15 protein-coding genes are annotated in these 20,883 nt (G+C 60.1%); 10 read left to right on the top strand and 5 right to left on the bottom strand.

Features of this window, described 5'->3' with window-relative positions:
* Window positions 1-72: 72 nt before the first annotated feature.
* From C4N04_RS25855 to C4N04_RS25880, 6 genes are all read left to right on the top strand, one after another.
* Window positions 73-1,191, top strand: coding sequence for a ferritin-like protein (locus C4N04_RS25855; RefSeq protein WP_077988975.1), 1,119 nt, complete (start codon window positions 73-75; stop codon window positions 1,189-1,191).
* Window positions 1,188-1,745: a hypothetical protein gene (locus C4N04_RS25860; RefSeq protein ID WP_009991346.1), complete on the top strand. Its 558-nt coding sequence runs from the start codon at window positions 1,188-1,190 to the stop codon at window positions 1,743-1,745. The genes C4N04_RS25855 and C4N04_RS25860 overlap by 4 nt, the downstream gene beginning before the upstream one ends.
* On the top strand, window positions 1,711-2,649 hold the full coding sequence (gene iolE / locus C4N04_RS25865) for a myo-inosose-2 dehydratase (protein ID WP_040142123.1): 939 nt from the start codon (window positions 1,711-1,713) through the stop codon (window positions 2,647-2,649). The genes C4N04_RS25860 and iolE overlap by 35 nt, the downstream gene beginning before the upstream one ends.
* Window positions 2,650-2,777: 128 nt before the next feature.
* Window positions 2,778-3,806, top strand: a complete 1,029-nt coding sequence (locus C4N04_RS25870; RefSeq protein WP_179363883.1) for a sugar phosphate isomerase/epimerase — start codon at window positions 2,778-2,780, stop codon at window positions 3,804-3,806.
* A gap of 116 nt (window positions 3,807-3,922) precedes the next feature.
* Window positions 3,923-4,747, top strand: a complete 825-nt coding sequence (locus tag C4N04_RS25875; RefSeq protein WP_040142125.1) for an MBL fold metallo-hydrolase — start codon at window positions 3,923-3,925, stop codon at window positions 4,745-4,747.
* Window positions 4,748-4,785: 38 nt separating this feature from the next.
* A complete protein-coding gene (locus tag C4N04_RS25880) occupies window positions 4,786-6,441 on the top strand; it encodes a thiamine pyrophosphate-dependent enzyme (protein ID WP_106797370.1) in 1,656 nt (551 codons plus the stop codon).
* 47 nt (window positions 6,442-6,488) lie between these two features.
* Here the strand turns inward: C4N04_RS25880 and C4N04_RS25885 are convergent, their stop codons facing one another.
* From C4N04_RS25885 to C4N04_RS25895, 3 genes are all read right to left on the bottom strand, one after another.
* Complete coding sequence (locus C4N04_RS25885) at window positions 6,489-8,255, bottom strand: EAL domain-containing protein (protein WP_096764131.1); 1,767 nt, start codon at window positions 8,253-8,255, stop codon at window positions 6,489-6,491.
* Window positions 8,256-8,329: 74 nt separating this feature from the next.
* On the bottom strand, window positions 8,330-8,980 hold the full coding sequence (locus tag C4N04_RS25890) for an alpha/beta fold hydrolase (protein ID WP_096764130.1): 651 nt from the start codon (window positions 8,978-8,980) through the stop codon (window positions 8,330-8,332).
* A gap of 158 nt (window positions 8,981-9,138) precedes the next feature.
* Window positions 9,139-11,016 (bottom strand): HAMP domain-containing methyl-accepting chemotaxis protein, encoded by a 1,878-nt coding sequence (locus C4N04_RS25895; protein ID WP_040142129.1) that lies wholly within the window; start codon window positions 11,014-11,016, stop codon window positions 9,139-9,141.
* Window positions 11,017-11,716: 700 nt separating this feature from the next.
* Between C4N04_RS25895 and C4N04_RS25900 the strand changes: the two genes are divergently transcribed.
* From C4N04_RS25900 to C4N04_RS25915, 4 genes are read left to right on the top strand one after another with little or no spacing between them, the layout of a single operon-like run.
* On the top strand, window positions 11,717-13,030 hold the full coding sequence (locus C4N04_RS25900) for a CmpA/NrtA family ABC transporter substrate-binding protein (RefSeq protein WP_096764129.1): 1,314 nt from the start codon (window positions 11,717-11,719) through the stop codon (window positions 13,028-13,030).
* A gap of 56 nt (window positions 13,031-13,086) precedes the next feature.
* Window positions 13,087-13,980 carry a nitrate ABC transporter permease gene (gene ntrB / locus C4N04_RS25905; protein WP_106797371.1) on the top strand — a complete coding sequence of 298 codons (894 nt, stop codon included), beginning with the start codon at window positions 13,087-13,089 and terminating at the stop codon, window positions 13,978-13,980.
* Between the two features lie 11 nt (window positions 13,981-13,991).
* Entirely contained in the window at window positions 13,992-14,789 is a 798-nt protein-coding gene (locus C4N04_RS25910; RefSeq protein WP_106797372.1) for an ABC transporter ATP-binding protein, read from the top strand.
* A 46-nt stretch (window positions 14,790-14,835) separates the two neighbouring features.
* Window positions 14,836-15,555, top strand: a complete 720-nt coding sequence (locus tag C4N04_RS25915) for a 4'-phosphopantetheinyl transferase superfamily protein (protein WP_106797373.1) — start codon at window positions 14,836-14,838, stop codon at window positions 15,553-15,555.
* On the opposite strand, the gene C4N04_RS25920 is transcribed toward C4N04_RS25915, so the two are convergent.
* Together C4N04_RS25920 and C4N04_RS25925 are read right to left on the bottom strand one after the other, a co-directional pair.
* Window positions 15,528-16,886 carry a SidA/IucD/PvdA family monooxygenase gene (locus C4N04_RS25920; RefSeq protein WP_106797374.1) on the bottom strand — a complete coding sequence of 453 codons (1,359 nt, stop codon included), beginning with the start codon at window positions 16,884-16,886 and terminating at the stop codon, window positions 15,528-15,530. The two genes, C4N04_RS25915 and C4N04_RS25920, sit on opposite strands and share 28 nt — an antisense overlap.
* Complete coding sequence (locus C4N04_RS25925; RefSeq protein ID WP_106797375.1) at window positions 16,883-20,875, bottom strand: non-ribosomal peptide synthetase; 3,993 nt, start codon at window positions 20,873-20,875, stop codon at window positions 16,883-16,885. Before C4N04_RS25925 ends, C4N04_RS25920 begins: the two co-directional genes overlap by 4 nt.
* Window positions 20,876-20,883: the final 8 nt, after the last annotated feature.

Genomic DNA, 20,883 nt, shown 5'->3' on the forward strand with positions numbered 1-20,883 from the left:
CCCTGCGCGGAACGAGCCGATGCGACACGAAGCCGGCAGGTGCACCCATTTTATCTTTCACGGAGCATGAGCATGGATTCCTATAGCATCAAGACGCTCGATGAGCTGAAAGAGTTTCTCTACCGGGCGATGCAGCTCGAACATGCGACGATTCCTCCGTATCTGACGGCGCTTTACTCGATCAAGCCCAGCATCAACCAGGACGCGACCCAGGTTCTGCGCGTAATCGTCGTGGAAGAAATGCTGCATCTGACGATCGCGGCCAATATTCTCAATGCCATCGGCGGTAAGCCGGATCTTGTCAGGCCGGACTTCGTCGCCAGCTATCCGGCCGCCCTGCCGGACGGTGAGACCGATTTCAGGGTCGGTATCCAGGCATTCGGCCGTGAGGCGCTGGCGACTTTCCTGAAAATCGAGCGGCCGGCCCAGCGTCCTGAACATCTCGTCGGCAAGGGCCTGATGTACCGCAAAACTCCCGCCGATATCACCGCGCTTGCCAGCCATCCGAGGCATGAGGACCTCCATTTCTACAGTATCGGCGAGTTCTACTCGGCCATTGCGGAAGGCATCAAATATCTGGAAGCCGAAGCGCATGGGGCGGGCACAACCATCTTTACCGGCGACAGGTCGCGCCAGATCACTTCGGAATATTATTACTCCGGCGGCGGCGAGCTGTTTCCCGTCACCGATCTGAAAAGCGCCCAGGAAGCCATCGAGCTCATCATCGAACAGGGTGAGGGCGACGGCGGCGGTATCTACGACGGTGACGACCACGAACTGGCCCATTACTATCGTTTCGAGGAGCTGGTCAAAGGCCGCTACTACCAGAAGGGCGACCAGCCCGGCCAGCCCACAGGTCCGCACCTGCAGGTCGATTGGGAGGGCGCCTATCCCATAAAAGAGAACCTGAAAGTAAAAGATATACACGAAGGTTCGGAACTGCGTGAGGCGGCGATCGCCTTCAACACCCGCTATGGCGAATTTCTCCAGCTTTTGACGCGTGCCTATAACGGCCAGCCAAACCTGCTGCTGGAAGCCGTTCCGATGATGTTCGAATTCCGCAACATGATCCTCGAACTCATCCGCAATCCGCTGCCGGGGCATCCCGGCAAGAACGGCAGCCCCACCTATGAGATCCCCGGCGGCATCAGACAGCCAGCCGTCACCCGGCAGGCGGAGGTGAACGCATGAGCAGCCGTTTCGAGCCCTTTCTGGGCCTTTCCGTCGAATTGACGGCCTTCTCCTACTTCGATCTGTTGGGAACCGGCCTGGCAGAACGCTATCTCGCCACGCTCGACACGGTGGTCGGCAGCGAGATCACCGACGCGCTGCTGGCCGCTTTCACCGCCTTGCCACCGCCGGAAAGTGAGGCCCGTATCCACGCCCTGCGCACGACCATCCTCGGCAATGAATTGCTCGGAGACGTCGCCCGCGCGCTGATCAAGCTCTGGTATTCCGGCACTTGGTTCGAGCTGCCCTCCGCTTGGACGGAGCGCTTTGGCCCCAGGCCTGCGAATACCACCTTCGTCGTTTCTCCCGATGCCTATATCGAGGGTCTGCTCTGGAAGGCGATCGGAGCTCACCCTGCGGGCGCCAAGGGGCAGGGTTTCGGCTCCTGGGCCTTTCCACCGAAAATTCCGGCTCCGGCCCCCGTTCCAAAACCTGACCTGACGCCACTTCCGCTTGTCTTCAAAGAACTGGATCAACGCCATGACGAATTATCTGCATCGATTGACGCCCGCTAAGGTCTGGCTCGGCGTCATCCCCACGCTCTGGTGGAATGACGATTTCATCAATATCGACATCGGCATCCCCTACGAGCAGGCTCTGAGTGAAATGGCGCTCGCCGGCTATGTCGGGTGCGGCGTCGGCCATAAATATCCGACGGATCCGAAAATCTTGCGCCCCGTCCTCGAACTCAGGGGATTGCGGATTTCGGAGCCTTGGGTGAGCACTTACTTCACCATCAAGGCGATGAATCGTCACACGCTTGAAAGCGTCGATGCTCAGCTCGACTTCCTCGAAGCCATGGAAGGCGGCAGCGACGATCCGCGCAGGGCCGATCTCGTCGTCGCCGAATTTGGCGGAGCGGTCAATCCGCTTCCGGTCGCCCTGTTTCCCAATTGCCCCGAATTCTCCGAGGACCAGTGGAAACAGCTGATCGAAGGCCTGCACGCAGCCGGAGAGAAGGCCAGGGCCCGCAACCGCCGGCTCTGCTATCACCCGCATCTCGGAACCGGGGTGATGAAGACGGAAGCGATCCACCGGCTCATGGACGAGACGGATCCTCGCCTGGTCAACATGCTTCTCGATACCGCGCACCAGGCGGCCGCCGGCGTCGATCCGCTGGCGCTGGCCAGAAAATACGCCCACCGCATCAAGCATGTTCACCTGAAAGACATTCGCGCCGAGGTGGTTAAGAACATTCACAACAGAGAATTGTCCTTTCAGCAAGGGATCGAGGCGGGGATCTTCACCGTGCCGGGCGACGGCTCCATAGAAACCTTTCCGGAAATCCTCGATGCGTTGGCCGAGGCGGATTTCGCCGGTTGGATCTGCATCGAGGCAGAGCAGGACCCGGCCAAGGCCAATCCGCTGCAATACGCGAAAATGGGCCGCGAATATCTGCGCAAGCTGCTTGGATGGTAGCCCGGCGCGGACCGTTTGTTTCGCCCCGATGACAATGTGAAGGAGGCGGGGACGGATCTCGCCTCATCACAATGCCGGGCGAGACATCACCCTGAACCACGCATTACTGGATAGCCACAGCTGGAGTGATGAAGATGGAAGAGGCACGCAGGCGAGATATATATTTCAGCTTCTTTATGTTTACAGCGGACTTGAGGCCGAATGACGCTGCCTATACCCAGGTTCTCGTCAGACATCTGGAAGCTCTCACCGAGATCGGCTACACCGGCTTCGATGTGCATATCGCCCCAGGACCGGCCCATGCCGATCATCACGCTGAGGTCGAAAGCTATATCAGCCTCAGACGAGCGTTCGATCGGGCCGGCTTCCGGGATGTGAAGTTCACAACCAATGTGGGGACCACGCGAAGCTTCGATCCGACCTCGCCCTACGAGGAACAGCGTAAGCAGGCATTGTCCTATCTCAAGTCCCGCGTCGACATCACCTCGGTGCTGGGCGGCGAGAATACGATCATGTCAGGGCCGTTCCTTTACCCCTATGGCATCTTTCCGCTGACGGATGACGGTGAAGGGATATGGAGCGACGCGCTTCAGGATTGGATGAAGCCGCGATACGCGGCGGCGGCCTCCATCTTCCGAGAATTGGCGCAATATTCCGCCGAGAAGCGGGTGAAGCTCGCCATCGAACCCGTCAAGAATTGGGAAACGCCCGGGCCGACAATGGTCTCGGAAGCGCTGGATTTTCTCGAAAGCGCCGACATTCCGGTCTGTGGCGTCACGATCGATACAGCCCAGGTCGTGATGGAAAGCCAGGGGCCGGCAATCTTCAGGAAAAATGTCGCCCGGGCAGCACAGCAGAGCCGGCTGAATTACGTTCATATCTCAGCGCCGGACCGGGGCGCTGTCAGCGATAGCTGGATTCCCTGGGAGATCATGCTGGACGAAATCGTACCGGTCTATTCCGGCCCTTATCTCGTCGAAGTCTTCAACGCGATTCCCCCCTTCGAGAGCTCGATGCGAATGACGCGCAGACGCTTCTGGCGGCCCGGCGAGGACGCGCCCGAGGCTGATGTCGACAGCGCCTACGACGTTGCGCGCACCGCCCTGAGGACATTGGAGGAAAAGATCGCGTCCCACGGTCGTCGATCTCATCCGTGATGGCGCTCCGGCGCGCAAATGTTGGAAACAGCCGGCGAATGCTGGGGAATCAAATCTCCGCCATGCCCGGGTGAACGTCAAACCTCAGTCAACGACCTTCAAACAGGGAGATACCGATGGTGGCCCAATTGCCGGAGCCCATTAAAATCGTCAGGCGAGCAGGCGATGTCCGTATTCATACTTTCATTTCGGCTTTCACGGATGACAATATCGCCAATGCGACGCACATCATCGAGAGCAGGAACAAGCTTGTTCTTGTCGATGGGCAATTCCTCGTTCCCTATGCGCTGCAATTCAGGGCCTATGCCGACAGTATCGGCAAGGAGATCGACCGGATTTACCTGTCGCACAGGCACCCCGACCATTGGTTCGGCCTGGGAGCCGCATTCAGCGACATTCCGATTCATGCACTGTCGGAAACGAAGGAGTTCCTGAGGCAGCATGGGCAGGATTCCCTGAATGACCATTGGAAACTGGGCAACCTCGCTCCGACGAGCTTGGTAATTCCCGAAAAAACCGTCCGTGCCGGCCACGAGATCATCGACGGTGTCAAATACGTATTTGATGAAGTCGTTGATACGGAGATCGATTTTCTCCTCACCATAGGTCTTCCTGATGTCGGCGTTTTTATTGCGCAAGACCTGATCTACAGCGGAACGCACCTTTATCTGACGAAATATATGGAGCATTGGATCGGGATTTTGCAGGGCATGCTGCTGTCCGACTATGAGCTGTTCCTTCCCGGTCACGGCTTTCCGGCTGACAAAAACGAGGTTGCCAAAAATATAGAGTATTTGTCCGTCGCCATGGAGGCCGCCGGCAACGGACTCACCAATGATGCTTTCAAGCGCTTCCTGCTGGAAAGATTTCCCGAACGAAAATGCCCCGGAATATTCGACATATACATACCGCGCTTATTCGATAACGCGAGCGAGTTCTAATATTCGTCAATTCTCGTCAACAGGGGAGCCGTTGGAACATGGGCGATACATACACGGTTGGGCAATATCTGGTCGATAGACTTCGCGAACTAGGCCTGGGGCACCTGTTTTCCGTGGCGGGCGATTATTCGATCGAATGGGTGAACAGCTATGTCGAAAAAAGCGATATTCAGGTCATCGAAGAGGTGAATGAACTGAATGCCGGTTATGCGGCCGACGGCTATGCGAGACTGAAAGGAATTGGTGCGCTGTGCGTCACCTATTCCGCAGGCTCGCTTTGCGCAACAAATGCGATCGCCGGATCTTACGTCGAGAAAGTGCCGGTCGTCCTGATCAACGGTGCGCCAAGCATCCAGAAAACGCTGACATTCGAACAAACCGGCTACAGTTCGCACCACTTCATCAGCGGGCGGGAAACGGATCGTCAGGTGTTCGAATACATAACCGCCGCTACCGTCCGCATCGACAGCCCTCATCTTGCGCCAATGCTGATAGATTATGCGCTGACACAGTGCATCACGGAAAGACGTCCTGTTTATATCGAGTTGCTGGAGGATATGGTCGACCTGGAATGCGCGCGCCCGTCGACTGCATTAAGAGCGGCGCCTGACATATCCGACGAGGACAGTCTCAATCAGTCGATCGCGCGAATCAGCGAAAGATTGCAGAATGCCACCAAACCGCTGATCTGGATCGGTGTCGAGATCGACCGGTTCGGCCTCCACGACCAGGCGGAGCGGCTCATTCGGGACCTCAAAATTCCCTACGTGACCGAGCTTTTGAGCAAAGCCATCCTGTCGGAAGACGATGTCCAATTTGCCGGGGTGTTCGATGGCCAATCATCATCACCCTATGTCCAGTCTTTCGTCAAAGACTCCGACTTCGTATTGGCGCTGGGCGTCTGGTTGACTGATATCAACGATTTGGGCTGGCCTATCGATGTTGCTAAGACCGCATTCGCCTCCTGGGATACAGTGAAATACGGCACGATCTTCAACGCACAGGTTTCGTTGGCGGATCTCGTCAACGGCTTGATCGACAAAAGGCTGACATGCAAAGCCCAAAGCCTTCCGGCGAAAACGGCCCGGCAAGCGCCGGTCGTGAATCCGGCAGGCGAAATTACCTATCAGGGTTTCTACGATCTCATTCAGCAGCAGATCGACGAAAATACCATCGTTGGTGCCGATGCCAGTCTGAATTATTTCGGCAGCCTGCTTCTTGAAGTGGGGGCTCGCCGCGGCTTCATCGTCCAATCATCCTATTCGGCGATCGGTTATATCGGCCCGGCCGCGACCGGAGTTTCGCTGGCGAAGCAAGCTAACCAGAGGCTGCTGGTCTTTGCCGGGGATGGCGGGTTTCAGATGACCGCTCAATGCCTCTCGACACAAACCCGTTTCAATCTCAACCCGATCATTTTCGTGATGGACAACGGCATCTATGGCGTCGAGCAATGGCTTGCCGATGCATCGGTTTTCCATGGTGACAAGCCGTTCTACAACTCATGCATCCTGCACCGATGGAATTACAGCAAGTTGGCAGAGGTCTTTGGCTGCCGGGGCTGGAAAGTGGACACCTATGGCGAACTCGAGGATGCCATAAGCGGCGCCAAAGAAAACCTGAACAGTCCGTCCATCATCCAGGTCGTCGTGCCTCAGCGGTCAATCCCCGATAATGCGAACTGGAAAGCAAGTTAAAGCAAGCTAGAGCGAGTCAGCTTTTAAGGAAAGCGCAGAACCATTCGTTATCGACCGGCCCCAACAATTTCGGCCCGCTCGCAATCGAATATCTCCTGCTCTAAACGCGCCGACAGATCGGCAAACGACTGCGGTCGTCCGAACGCATAGCCCTGGAGGGTGTGGACACCGAGCGCGGCAAGCACGTTGGCGTGCTCGAGCGTTTCCACGCCTTCGGCAATCACTTCCATATCCAGCGCCCGCGCTATGTCGACCAATGAGCCGACCAGCCGACGGCTGGGCACCGATTGCAGGATCGGCGTCACAAGCTGGCGATCGATCTTGACGCGATCCGGCCGCAGCTCGAGCAGGCCCAACAGGGAGGCGTGACCCGAGCCGAGGTCGTCGATCTCGATGTCGATGCCGAAAGACTTGATCGCCTGGATGTTCTGCCGCACCTGGTCACTCATGCTGTCCAGGAATATCGTCTCTATCAGCTCAAAACTTAACCGGCCGGGCGGGATGTCATAGCCGTCGAGCTTCGCCGTCAGCTCGGGATCGTCGAGACGATCGGCGGATAGATTGACGGACACCCGGATGCCTTTGAGCGGGGAAGCGGAGGATTTTATGTCCGACAGAACAGCCTTCAGAACGACATCGTCAAGCTCTGCGACCAATCCATTCGACGAGGCGATGGACAGGAAATGCGCCGGGGCGAGAATTCCTCGGGTGGGATGATGCCACCGCGCCAGAGCTTCGACACCATTCACTCGGAAAGATCTGGCGTCGACCTGCACCTGGTAGAACGGGCGGATCTGGCCGAGCGCCAGCCCGGACCGCAGATCCTGGGCGAGCTGCCTTTCGTTCGCCAGGGTCGACGCCATTTCGTGGGAAAAAATCTCGGCCCGATTCCGGCCGTTGCGTTTGGCGTGGTACAGCGCCAGATCGGATTGGGAGAGCAGCCTTGCGAAATCGGCGCTCATGGCGCTCGCAACGCCGATCGAACACCGCACGATGAGCGTCTGACCGCCGACAGGAAGCGGGCTTTCCAGACGTCTCTGAATCTGATCGAGCACCGCAATCGTTTTGTCACACTCGTCCTCGGTGATGACGACAGCGAACTCATCGCCGCCGAGCCGTGCCGCCACGTCACCAGCGGAAATGGCCTCTAGCAGGATTTTGCTGACGTGACAGAGAACGAGGTCGCCGACCGCATGTCCGAAGCGGTCATTGATCTCCTTGAAATGGTCCACGTCTATATGAAGAAGCGCAACCTTGACGCTCTCCTGTCTGGCAAGTTCGGACAGGGCGAAATCGAAGCTGCGCCGATTCAACAGGCCGGTGAGGTGATCGTGATCGGCCGCGAACCGCGCCTCCGCCCGGCTCCTCTCCAGCTCCTTGTTGAGAAGCACATCGTCCGTCACATCCCATTCGGCGCCCACAAAGCATGGATCGCCGGCCGCATCGATGAAATAACGAGCACGCGAACGCAGATAGCGGGTCGCTCCATCCGGCCGAATAATGCGAAACTCGGATGCATAATCCGATCTGGTTTCGATCGCGCGCAGAAATATTTCGTTTGTCGCCACCAGGTCGTCGGGGTGGATACTGTCGAGCCAGATCACGTCGAGCGGCGCTTTCGGAACCCCATAGATCGATTTGAGCTGTTCATCCCATCTCGTCTGGTTTTTTGCGATGTTGTGCTGCCAGATCCCGACCCCGGACGCTTCAAGGGCCAGTCCAAGCTGGCGAAGCAGGTTCTCAAGCTCGACATTTGTCCTGGATAGTTTGTTGCTCAAGGCGATCTCGCTATTTCGTTCGCCCGAATGTCGCATTGAACATTTTAAAGAGTGCTAATCGAGAGCAGTCCGTTGGCGTCAATCTGACCAATCGCAGATCTGGTTCCATGTCAGCTCAAGAACCGGCCGTCCTTGAGAAACGACAAGGCTTGGCGCCACATTACCTTGTTCACCGGGAAAAATGTATGGTTTGCCGGCAAGACGATATGAGCCGTCGCTCCGTCGAGACGCGTGCTGTCGACCGAAACCTTTCCGTCGTTCGGAACCCCAAGACCGACAATAAGCGAAGAAACCGGATCAATCGTGCGATTCCCGGCGATGATGCCAAGTTCGTAATCCACCGCGCCGAAGAGACCGATCATTGTCCTTTGATCCGTAATCAGCTGCTGCCCGGCCGGTCCATAGAGCTTCCGGTACAAGAACCAGCCCTTCAGGAAGTCGGCGACCTCACTGCCGTTGTTCGGCGTTCCGACCATGATCACTCTACCCAGATTGGCGGGACGATAATCCTTGAGAAGAGCGCGGATAACCAGCCCACCCATCGAATAGCCGAGAAGATGGATACGCCCTTCGCCGGCGTTTGTCGCAGCGTCGTCGATCTGCGGGCGGATGAGGCCAACGAGATCCTCCAGCGAAAATTTGGTGGAGGGGTAGGCGACATTCACGACGCGGTAGCCATGTCCGGACAAGAAGCCGGCGAGCTTCTCCATGCTTTTTTTCGTTCGGGCAATACCGTGAAAAAGGACGACCGTGTCGTTCATCATGTCTCCGCTCACCGGCCATTGCCGAACAAGCGTCGATTTTGCTGATAAGTCCCGGCAAGCGCAACCGCACCGTTTCCTCGACCGAAGCTGCGGCCAGCTCTTCTCGTCAGCGGGAATCTCTGCCTGCAGGCTGCGAGATTGAAGACGGCCGCAATTTACCTCTGCATCGCGGGCCGCAAAGCGACCACCTGCGATGGCATGCTGCTTTCCAAGGAGCGCGTGTTGTACTGGGCATTCACAGGGCCTCTGTCACCATCCAATTGGAACTGATTAACCAACTCGCGCAGGCGGCTTGCTTCGGAAGCTAGCGAAGAGGCGGCGGCCGTGGACTGCTCGACCATTGCCGCATTCTGCTGGGTTGCCTGATCCATTTGATTGATAGCCGTGTTGATCTCGGAAAGCCCGGTCGCCTGCTCGCGCGCCGAGGTGGCGATCGCGTCCATGGCTCGGTTGATCTCGGCAACGCGTTCGCCGATCGATTTCAGTGACGTCCCGGTTTCGAGAACCAGTTTCACCCCATGTTGGACTTCAGTCGATGAATTCTGAATAAGACCTTTGATTTCCTTGGCCGCTTGCGCGGCACGCTGCGCGAGTTCGCGGACTTCTTGTGCGACCACCGCGAAACCTTTTCCTGCCTCACCGGCTCGCGCCGCCTCGACACCGGCGTTGAGCGCCAGGAGGTTCGTCTGGAAAGCAATTTCATCGATGACGCCAATAATGTTGGAAATCTGCTGCGAACTGTCCTCGATGCGTCGCATGGCCTGCTCGGCCTCCGACACGACTGTTGCCGAGCGCTGGGCGCTGACATTGGCTTCTGCGGATATAGTGCGCGCCTCCTCGGTGCGCTTCGACGCCATCGCGACATTCGAGGTAATCTCGTCCAACGCGGCTGCGGTTTCCTCGAGCGAAGCAGCCTGTTGTTCAGTGCGTTTCGACAAGTCCTGGGCACCGGATGCTATTTCACCGGTGCCATTGTCTATGCTGTGAACCGTCTGCAGCACCGCGCCGATCGTCGCGCCCAATTGCCGCAGCGAAATATTGAAATCGTCGCGCAATGATTCGTATTCAGCGGCAAATCGCTCCGAGAGCTGAAAGGATATGTCGCCAGCGGCAAGGCGGCGCAGACCTCCGCCCAAGGTCGTGGTCGCAAAGCGCAACTGTTCGGCTTCGCGCTCGGCGCGCTGCTGGGCTGCGGCGCGCGCCGCCTCGCCCTCACTGCGGGATTCGGCAGCCTCCCTCTCAAGCCTGACGACGTTGAGAGCATTCTGACGAAACACTTCGACCGCCCCGGCCATTTCGCCGATTTCGTCGGCGCGGCCGGCATAGGGAATATCGCTGTCGAGATCGCCCGCCGACAACCGCTTCATGGCGGACGCCGTATTGCGGATCGGGTGGGCAATGCCGGAAATCGCGAAAACGATCCCCGCCAGAGCGACCAGCAAGGCGAGAGAGGCGATCGCGGCCGTCATTATGAAAGCGGACTTCGCATCGGCATCGCTTGCCGCGACAAAGCTTTCGGTCTGGCTGAGAATGAATGCCACCAGATCCGCCACCCCATTGTTCACCAGTTCGGCCTGCGGCACCATCTTTTCCTTAAAAAGCCGGACTGCCTCGGCTGTCTTGCCGCTATCTTCGAGCGCTGTCATTTCCTCTGCCAACGCGCGGTATTTTTCGAGTTCGGGCTTTATCTGATTAATGAGCTGGCGTCCGCGCTCGGTGCGCACGCCCTTGTCGTATTCGCCAACAGCCGTCTCGAGCCCCGCGGCAGCGGCCGCGATCGCCTGCTTTCCGGTTCTGTCGTTTTCCACCGTGTCTTCGAGCAAATACCGGGTGTGGGCAAGTTTCAGATCAAGAAAGTTGGCTTTGATTTCACGCGCCGTCACCAGCCGATGCACCCAGAAGGTACCGACCTGTTCGGCATTTGCGCGAAGCGAGGAAATGGTGTCCAGCGAGACGTAGGACAGACCAACTATGAACATGCTGATGATGGATAGCTTTAAGATGAGGGCTTGCTTGATACTCGGGCGCTTCATGCGGGTCTCCTCTTGGGACGGTCGCTGCCGGTTAAGGCAAAATTTCCCATCGGATTCGATAATTTAGTATTAACTAAACAGAGAGATTCGTTCAGGTCTCGAAATCGCTGGTCGTCGCATTTACTTCCGCGATCATTCCGAAGGCCAGCTCCCCTCAAAGTTACTGGAATATATAAAGAATTACGACTTCACCGTGCGTGGAGATCCGCGAGACGGGCGCCTTCGGACTGCCACTGCGTCGCGATTCGCCAGAGGGAGAGCATGGGAATGCAACCAGCCCGCTTAACACCTTCAACCGTTGAACGCGAGCGTGCAGCCTTCTATGGGGTCGCAGGGCCTAAATCCGCGTGGCCATTTTATGTGCACTGCACAAATATGGCGCTCCGCGGGTGCGCCCCGCATTCGCAGCAGCACAATTCGTAATCACATTCGACATGTGCACAACAAATAATCACTTCCGAAATTTCCGGTTTTCTTGTTTCGCTTCCTGCTGTTACCGGCCATCCTCTGGAACTGGCACGCTGATTGCAGGTTCTCAAACGCCCGGTCAACGGCGACTGAGGCAGAGAGGCGCGGCTTAGGCGCCGACTTCGACACCGACGTCGCAAGGTTTTTGCTGTCCGGGATTTCCCACCCCGAACGCAGATACCGGCGGCGTTTTTTTTGCGTCCGAATTCACCAAGCAGAGGGGAACCTGCAAATGAAAAAGATTTCGACGACTGGGATTTCGACAAGCGGCATCACCCGCCGCAGCATGCTCAAGACGACGGCGGCGGCCGCCCTTATCGGCGCCGTCAAGACCGCCTTTCCCTCCGGCGCCTTCGCCGCCGGAGCGGGCCCTGAAGTGAAAGGCGTCAAGCTCGGCTTCATCGCTCTCACCGATTCCGCGCCGCTCATCATCGCCAAGGAAAAGGGCTTTTTCGACAAGCACGGCCTGCCGGAAACGGATGTCGCCAAACAGGCCTCCTGGGGTGCCACCCGGGACAATCTGGTGCTCGGCGGCGCGGCCAACGGCATCGACGGCGCTCACATTCTCTCGCCGCTCCCCTACCTCATGCAGACAGGCAAGGTGACGCAGAACAACAAGCCGGTGCCGATGGCAATCCTTGCCCGGCTCAATCTCGACAGCCAGGGCATTTCCGTCGCCAAGGAATATGCCGAAACCGGCGTGCAGCTCGATGCCTCCAAGCTGAAGGCTGCCTTCGAGAAAAAGAAGGCGGAAGGCAAGGAGATCAAGGCCGCCATGACCTTCCCGGGCGGCACCCACGACCTCTGGATCCGCTATTGGCTCGCCGCCGGCGGCATCGATCCGAACAAGGACGTTTCCACAATCGTCGTGCCGCCGCCGCAGATGGTCGCCAACATGAAAGTCGGCAACATGGATGTCTTCTGTGTGGGCGAGCCGTGGAACGAGCAACTCGTCAACCAGGGCATCGGCTTCACCGCGGCGACCACCGGCGAGCTCTGGAAGGGCCATCCCGAAAAGGCGCTCGGGTTGCGCGCCGAGTGGATCGAAAAGAACCCGAACGCCGCCAAGGCCCTGCTGATGGCCGTCATGGAGGCGCAGCAATGGTGCGAAAGCATGGACAACAAGGCGGAGATGGCAGAGATCCTCGGCAAGCGCCAATGGTTCAACGTTCCGACCAAGGACGTGCTCGGCCGCCTCAAGGGCGACATCAACTACGGCAACGGCCGCGAGGCCAAGGCCACCGACCTCTATATGAAATTCTGGAAGGACGGCGCCTCCTATCCGTTCAAAAGCCACGACACCTGGTTCATGACCGAAAATGTCCGCTGGGGAAATCTCCCTGGTACGACCGACATCAAGGCGCTGGTCAATCAGGTGAACCGCGAGGACATCTGGCGCGAGGCCGCCAAGGATCTGGGCGTCGCGGCAGCCGACATTCCCGCCTCCTCGTCGCGCGGCAAGGAGACCTTTTTCGACGGCAAGGTCTTCGATCCTGAAAATCCCTCCGCCTATCTCGACAGCCTTTCGATCAAGGCCGTCTCCTGATCCCACCTCCGGCGCGCGCGGCGCGCCGGCCTTCCATTCCCGTGAGGAGCGCGCTGATGTCCGCCCTGGCAAATAAAGAAACTCCCTCGATCGTCGCCTCCGCCAAGCCGGCGGCGAAGATTCTGTCATTCTCCGGCAAACAAGGATCGCGGATCGATGTTCGCCGTGCGGCGCTGACCGCACTTCACAACGTCGTTCCACCGGCCGTCGTGCTGGCGCTCGTCCTCCTCCTCTGGCAGGCGCTCTGTTCATCGGCGGATGCCTCTCTGCCGGCGCCGCATCAGGTCTGGCAGGATAGCTACGACCTCATCGCCTACCCGTTCTTCAACTACGGCTCCCAGGATATCGGGCTCGGCTGGCGGGTGCTGGTCTCGCTGCAGCGCGTCGCCTACGGCTTCGGCCTCGCCGCGATCGCCGGCGTCATCATCGGGGCGATCATCGGCCAATCGGTCTGGGCGATGCGCGGCCTCGATCCGATTTTCCAGGTGCTGCGCACGGTGCCGCCGCTCGCCTGGCTGCCGCTGTCGCTCGCCGCCTTCCAGGATTCCAATCCTTCGGCGATCTTCGTCATCTTCATCACCTCAATCTGGCCTGTCATCATCAACACCGCCGTCGGCGTCCGCAATATTCCGCAGGATTATCGCAACGTCGCCGAGGTGCTGCGGCTCAACCAGCTCGAATTCTTCTGGAAGATCATGCTGCCGTCGGCAGCTCCTTACATCTTCACCGGCCTCAGGATCGGCGTCGGCCTCTCCTGGCTCGCCATCGTCGCGGCTGAAATGCTGACCGGCGGCGTCGGCATCGGCTTCTTCATCTGGGACGCGTGGAACTCGTCCCGCCTTTCGGACATCATCGTCGCGCTCGCCTATATCGGCATCGTCGGTTTTGCTCTCGACAAGCTGGTAGCCGCGCTCGGCAAACTCGTCACCCGCGGCGCCATGGCCAACTGAGGACTATTCTGATGAACGCCTATCTCAAGCTCGATCATATCGACAAACATTTCGACCGCGGCGGCGTGCGCGCCGAAGTCCTGAAGGATATCAACCTGACGATATCCGAGGGCGAATTCGTCTCGATCATCGGCCATTCCGGCTGCGGCAAATCCACCCTGCTCAATCTCATCGCCGGCCTGACCCCGGTTTCTTCAGGCGCCGTGCTCCTGGAAAATCGCGAAGTCAACGAGCCAGGCCCGGAACGCGCCGTCGTCTTCCAGAACCATTCGCTCCTGCCCTGGCTGACGGTCTATGAGAACGTGAATCTCGCCGTCTCCAAGGTCTTCGGACGAACGAAGACCAAGGCCGAGCGGCATGACTGGGTCATGGCCAATCTCGACCTCGTGCAGATGGCGCATGCCAGGGACAAGCGGCCCGCGGAAATATCGGGAGGCATGAAGCAGCGCGTCGGCATTGCGCGCGCGCTTGCCATGGAGCCGAAGATCCTGCTCCTCGATGAGCCCTTCGGTGCGCTCGATGCGCTAACGCGCGCCCATCTTCAGGATGCGGTGATGGAAATTCACGCCCGGCTTGGCAACACGATGGTGATGATCACCCATGATGTCGACGAAGCGGTGCTGCTCTCCGACCGCATCGTGATGATGACCAACGGCCCGGCGGCCCGCATCGGCGAAGTCCTCGACGTGACTATGCCCCGTCCCCGCAATCGCATCGAGCTCGCCTCCGACCGGACATATCTCAAATGCCGCGAGGCCGTGCTCAAGTTCCTCTACGAACGCCACCGCTTCATCGAAGCCGCGGAGTAGATCCCGCGGCGATTGCCAATCGGTCCGCGGTACGCATACTGGCCTGATGCAGCAAACAGACAATCAAGCGGCCGCCATCGATGTCGCGCTCTGGCAATACCCCGAGAACGAAGGCGATGAGAAGCGCTGGATGCGGTCTCTTTCATCGAATGAGCTGGAGCGCGCCACGGCCTACCGGTTCGAACGGGACCGGACCTCGTTCATTGCCGGCCGGTATCTGCTGCGGCAACGGCTGGGCGTGCATACGCAAACTCCGCCTGACAAGCTCGTGTTGGTGGCGGACGCATACGGTAAGCTGGAGGTCGCGGATCATAATGGGCTGCAATTCAGCCTTTCCAATGCCGACGGGCTGGTGGCGGTCGCGATCGCTTCAGGATGCGAGCGCATCGGCATCGACTGTGAACGCGCCGACGCCGAAATCGAAGCGGCGGCGTTGGAGAGCTATTGCAGTCCGGACGAACGGCGTTGGCTCGATCAATTGCCTGCGGGCGAAGGGCCGCGTGCGGCCATTGCACTTTGGACGCTCAAGGAGAGCCATCTCAAGGCGCTCGGGGTGGGCCTGCGCAAAGATCCCCGCAGCGTCGCCTTTTCCTGGCAGGACGGCATCCCTGTCATGGTTCAAAGCGGCGAACCGAACCGGCAATGGCATCACCGGCTGATCAGGAACGGCGGCCAGCACGTCGTCGCGCTGGCCGTCCGCTCCCAATCAGGGCCTCCCGGCATTCACGTCCGGATGTTTCAGGACGAGAGCATGCCGTCCGAATAGCCGGCGCGGAGCTGATGCGGTATGGCGGAAGCGGCCTCCGTCGCCCAGACCAGCTGCGCATTGTCGGGCTCGGCATCGAAATGCTGGCGGCCGAGAAGCGCGTTGACGATCTTGGCACTGCGCCAGGCCATCAGGCTGAGCTGAGAGTCGGCGATGCCGTGCGAGTATCGGCCGGCGTTTTGCGCAAACAGCCGGTTTGTCCTCGGGCCAGTCCACTGCATCGTGTAGTCGTCGTTCAGGGTGGGATAGCCGTTTCTGTCGAGGCTGATCCTTTCGCTGAGCGAGCCGAGCGCATCCGGCAATCGGAACCTGTAGCCGGTTGCCAGCACCACCGCATCGGCATGCAGCACCTCGATCCCGCCGTCGAAGTGGTTGCGGACGATCAGCCGATAGGCATTGCCGTTCCGCTCCATCTGGATCACGTCGCGGTTCGGCGACAGAGATGCGTTCAGCGTGCTCTGATCGAGATAACGCAGCGCGTAGAGGCGGCGGTAGATCGAGTGGATCGTCGAAATCGACAGGCCGTCGCTGGTCAGGATCGAGTTCTTCAGCGCCGCCTGCTTCTGCTCGCCGCTGAGCTTCAGATAGGCCTGCACATATTCCGGCGAGAAGACCTGGTTCGAAAACGGCGTGTCGTTGATCGGCTCGAAATTGTGGCGCCGGCTGATCCAGGTCAGCTCCTTCATCGAGCTGGCATCCCCAAGCAGCGCTTCGACCACCTCGCCGCCGCTCTGGCCGCCGCCGACCACGACGATGCGGGCGGCGCGAAGATCCTTGAGACGCGACTTGGCCTCGCTGTTGTGGAAGCAATCGGATCCAAGGAAGGGTTTCGCCCAATCGGGCACGAAGGGCGAAGATCCCGTGCCGATCACCAGGTTCTTCGCTTCTTCCTGGCCGTTGTCGAAGCGCAGAACGAAACTGTTGTCGCGGTGCTCGACATCGCGAATGTCAGTTCCGTAACGCAGGCCGTCAACGCCGTTCGCGACCCAGGCGAGATAGCGCGCAAATTCCTGCCGGGGAACGGCCTCGTAATTGGCGTTCAGGAAGGCATAGAGCCTCTTATGCGCCACCAGATAGGAGACGAAGGACCAGCGACTCGTCGGCAGGACCGGGGTGACGAGGTCCTTCAGGAAGGATGATTGCAGCTCGACGCCGGGCATCATCATGCCGGGATGCCAGTCGAACGAGGCTCGGCGCTCGAAGAAGCGGCTGCGCACTTCGGGCACGGATTCCAGCAGGCAGGCAAGGCTCAGATTGGAAGGACCGATGCCGATGCCGGCAAGATCGAGCGGCTCGTTAAGGGCATCCCTGCGGGTAAAAGCGACGGTCATGCGTTATCCTTCTCTGTTTCCTTGAGACGCAGGGCAAGCCTTGAGTGAAAGGCGGGAGACCCGATCATGTGCAGATGGTTGGTGCCGGTGATGATTTCGGCCGCCCGCGCCCGCGGCGACAGGCGGCGCCAATCGATCAGGTTGAGGCCGCGGTTGAGGCTGTCGTCGGCCGCCCAGGGATAGATCGGCACGTCGTGGGGAACGAGCCGATGCTTGCGGAAGATCAGAGCATTGTCGATCAGCACCCAGAACGTATGTTCGCGGCTGCTGATGTCGGGACCGTCGGTCGGAAGCGGATCCTTCTCGTCGCCGACGAAACGCAGGAACTGCTCGTAAGTATCCGCATCCATCGTCGAAAGCAGCCGGTCCCATTCGGGGCGCATCGCCGTTTTCTGCAGCCATGCCTGCACGTCTCGATGCAGCGCGTCGCGCTCGCCGAGGCGGAAGCGGGGCTTGGCGCCGATCGCGAATTCCGAGCCGAGGTCGCAAACGTCGACCATCGCCATCATCCTGACGTCGACCTCATTGCCGAGGGTACGGGCGGCCTCATAGGCGAGAAGCCCGCCCCAGGACCAGCCGAGGAAATAGCAGGGCGCGCCTTTGCTATGCGTCCTGATATAATCGACATAGCTCTCGATGATCTCTTCGATCGGCGCGCCGACTTCCTTCTTCTCAGACAGCGAATGGCAAATGAAGCCGGTCGCCGGCTGGTCGGCGCCGAGATAATCGACGAGCTTCACATATTCGCGGGTGCTGACCAGAAGCCCCGGGAAGCAATAGAGCCGCGGCTTGGCGCCGGAGGCGCGCAGCACGATCACCTCGGAGAGATCGCGCTCCTCCCCCTGCTCCATCACCCCGGCGAAGGCGCGAATGGTCGGGTTGTTGAAGATATCGGCGACGGTCAGCGGCACCTTCGGCCGGCGCTGCCGGAGCAGCGAAAGGATGCGGATCGCGCCCAGCGAATTCCCGCCGATCGTGAAGAAATTGTCCTCGACGCTGATCGCTTCCAGCTTGAGAATTTGGCGCCAGACATCCAGCACTTCTTCTTCGAGCGCAGTCGCCGGCTCGATGATGGCGCGTTTGACCGGCTGGGGCGCTGGCAGCGCGAAGCGATCGAGCTTGCTGTTCGGATTGGTCGGCATCTTCTCGAGTTCGACCACGGCGGCCGGCACCATATAGGATGGCAGGCTGCGTTCGAGGCCGGCACGGACCGTCTCGACGTCAAGCCTCTCATCCTTCTTCGGAACGACATAGGCAACCAGCGCCTTTTCGCCGCCGGCATCGTCATCGCGCAGCACGACCAGGGCTTCGCCGACACCGGGCTGCTGGAGCAGTGCGGCTTCGATCTCGCCGAGCTCGATGCGGTAGCCGCGCAGCTTCACCTGATGGTCGACGCGGCCGACGAATTCGACGGTTCCATCCTCACGCCAACGCGTCAGGTCGCCGGAGCGATAAAGCCGGCCGCCCTCCTTGGAGAACGGGTCGGGGATGAAACGGTCCGCCGTCGTATATGCTTTGCCGAGATAACCGCGCGCAATGCCTTCGCCGCCGATATAGAGTTCGCCGGTCACGCCGATCGGGCACAGGTTGAGATCGGGATCGAGCACATAGACGCGCCGCAGTCCGACCGCGCGGCCGAGCGGCGCATAGACGCCCTGGAACTTCGTGCCGGCCCTCACCTTCCAGACCATCGGCGTCATGATCGTTTCCGTGGGACCATAGCCGTTGATCAGCCACTCCGATTTCAGCGCCCGCGACAGAAGATCGAAGGTCGATTGCGCCAGCCCCTCGCCGCCGAAGGAATAGAGGCGCATCGGCGGCGCGCCGTCGGTGATGTCGGCCCATTCCGCCAGCTGCTGTAGATAGGTTGTGGGGATGCTCGCATTGTTGGCGCCATGCTTGCGCATCGCCGTCAGCGTCTCCTCCGGCGTCCACAACGGCTGGTCCGGAAGGATGATGCTGCCGCCTTCCATCAGCGGGTTCATCCACCGCTCATGGCCGCCGTCCGAACTGAAGGGCAGGAAGGGCAGCTCGCGCGATTCCGAGCTCATGCCATAAACGCGCGAGGTATTCTGCAGATGGTGCGTCAGCGGCCCGTGCTCGACGGCGACCCCTTTCGGCAATCCCGTCGAGCCTGAGGTGTACATGACATAGGCGAGCTGGTCCTTGTGCGTGGGAACATAGAGCGGCGTATCCGGCTCGCCGTCGAGATCGAGCTTGTCGAGTTCGAGGACAGTCGCGTCGAGCTCCTCCGGCAGGCGGTGGCGCAGCCAGCTATGGGTCAGGATAATTTTCACGCCGCCATCGCGCAGGATGTGGTGGTTGCGCGCCGGCGGGTGGTCGGGCTCGACCGGAATATAGGCACCGCCGGCCTTCAAGGTCGCGAGGATGCCGACGATTGCTTCCGGCGAGCGCTTGATGAAGATGGCGACCGTCACTTCGGCGCGAACGCCGAGCTGCCGCAGCCGATGCCCGAGGCGGTTGGTGCTCGCCTCCAGCCAGCCATGGCTCCACTCCTCGTCGCCATAGACGATCGCGGTCTTCTCAGGCGTGCGGCGCGAATGGGCCGAGATCAGCTCGTGCACCGGCCTGTCGTCGTTGACGACGTCATCCTCATAGGGCGCCGACAGCCAGTCGAGCTCGTCGCTGCCCATCAGCTCGATATCCTTGACCCTGAGATCCGGCTTGGCGACGATCTGCTCCAGCACCAGGCAAAAATGCCTGGAGACACGGGCAATCAGGGCGCCGTCATAGAGATCGCCGGCGTAGTCGATCAACCCGTACGCGCCGCCATCCGTGCGAGCCTCGACGACGAGGGAAAGCTCGCTGTCGGCGCGTGCGCCTGAGGGTTCCAGGTTCGTCGCCTGCCTGGGATCGGGATAAGGTTCGCGGAATTCGAACAAGGCCTTGACCACGGCCTCCTGGGCGGCGGCCTCGTCGACCACCAGTTCCTGCGTGATGCGCTCCAGCGGCAGAAGGCGGGCAAGCCCCTCCTCCGTCACTGACGAGATCGTCGCGACGACGTCGTCGAGCGAGTGCCTGGAGGTCAGCGAAAGCACGAGGGGCAGAACCTGCTCGGCGCGGCCGCGGCTGGCGAGATGTTCGTTGCGGGGCCGCGCGACGAGGAGGCCGGTCAGCAAGGCGTAGTTGCCGCTGTAGCGCGCCAGCAGCGCGCAGAAGGCGGCGTGAAGCACGCGATCGACCTGAACGCCCTTGTGCCCCGCATGCCGTTCGAGTGTGCCCCAGAGGTCGGGCTCGATCGAAAACCGATGCTCGGCGCGCGCTACTCCTGCCAGCCCGCCGCTGTTGAACCGGGTCGGGAAGGTCGAGGCCGCATAGTCGAGACCGATCGCATCGCACCAATAGGCAAGCGCTTGCCGCGCCTCATCCGTCTCCAGCCAATCGGCCTCCTGCGCCCCGGCGGCGATTTCCACCGGATGCATCTCGCCGGCCGGTTCACCATCGAGAATGCGCGCGAGCGAGCCCGCCAGGGCGGATTTTTCCCGGTCGTCGCAGATGATTGGATGCAGCACGATCGTCAGCAGCGATTGCCCCTCGGCAAGCCGGATGATCTGGATGCGTGTACCGGGGCCTTCCAAGAGATCGAAGCGCTTGTCGCGGAAAGCTTTCCGTGCGGCCAAGGCATCAGGCTCGGAAAGAACCACTCCGTCATTGCCGAGCATCTCGACCGGCACCGCGTTCGATGCGCCGCGATATTGCTCGATGCGGCCGCCCGCCAGCCGGCGGAAACGGAAGGCGAGCGACGGATTCTGCGCCACAAGCGCCCGGCAGGCGCTGGCAATCGTCTCGACCTCGATCGCGGCATTGAACCGCAGCCCGATGACCTGGTCGGGAAAGACGGTGTAGTTGCCGATCTGCTCCAGCGACCAGATGCGCTTCTGCGCGATCGTCAGCGGAAAACTCTCGAAGACGGCGTCCACTGCGTCGGTCGGGCGAGCATCGGCGAAATTGGTGATCTGCTTGTTCATCTTGCCAT

Origin of the sequence: Rhizobium sp. H4 (genome assembly GCF_003013335.1) — a bacterium.
In the GTDB taxonomy this organism is placed as follows: domain Bacteria; phylum Pseudomonadota; class Alphaproteobacteria; order Rhizobiales; family Rhizobiaceae; genus Rhizobium; species Rhizobium sophoriradicis.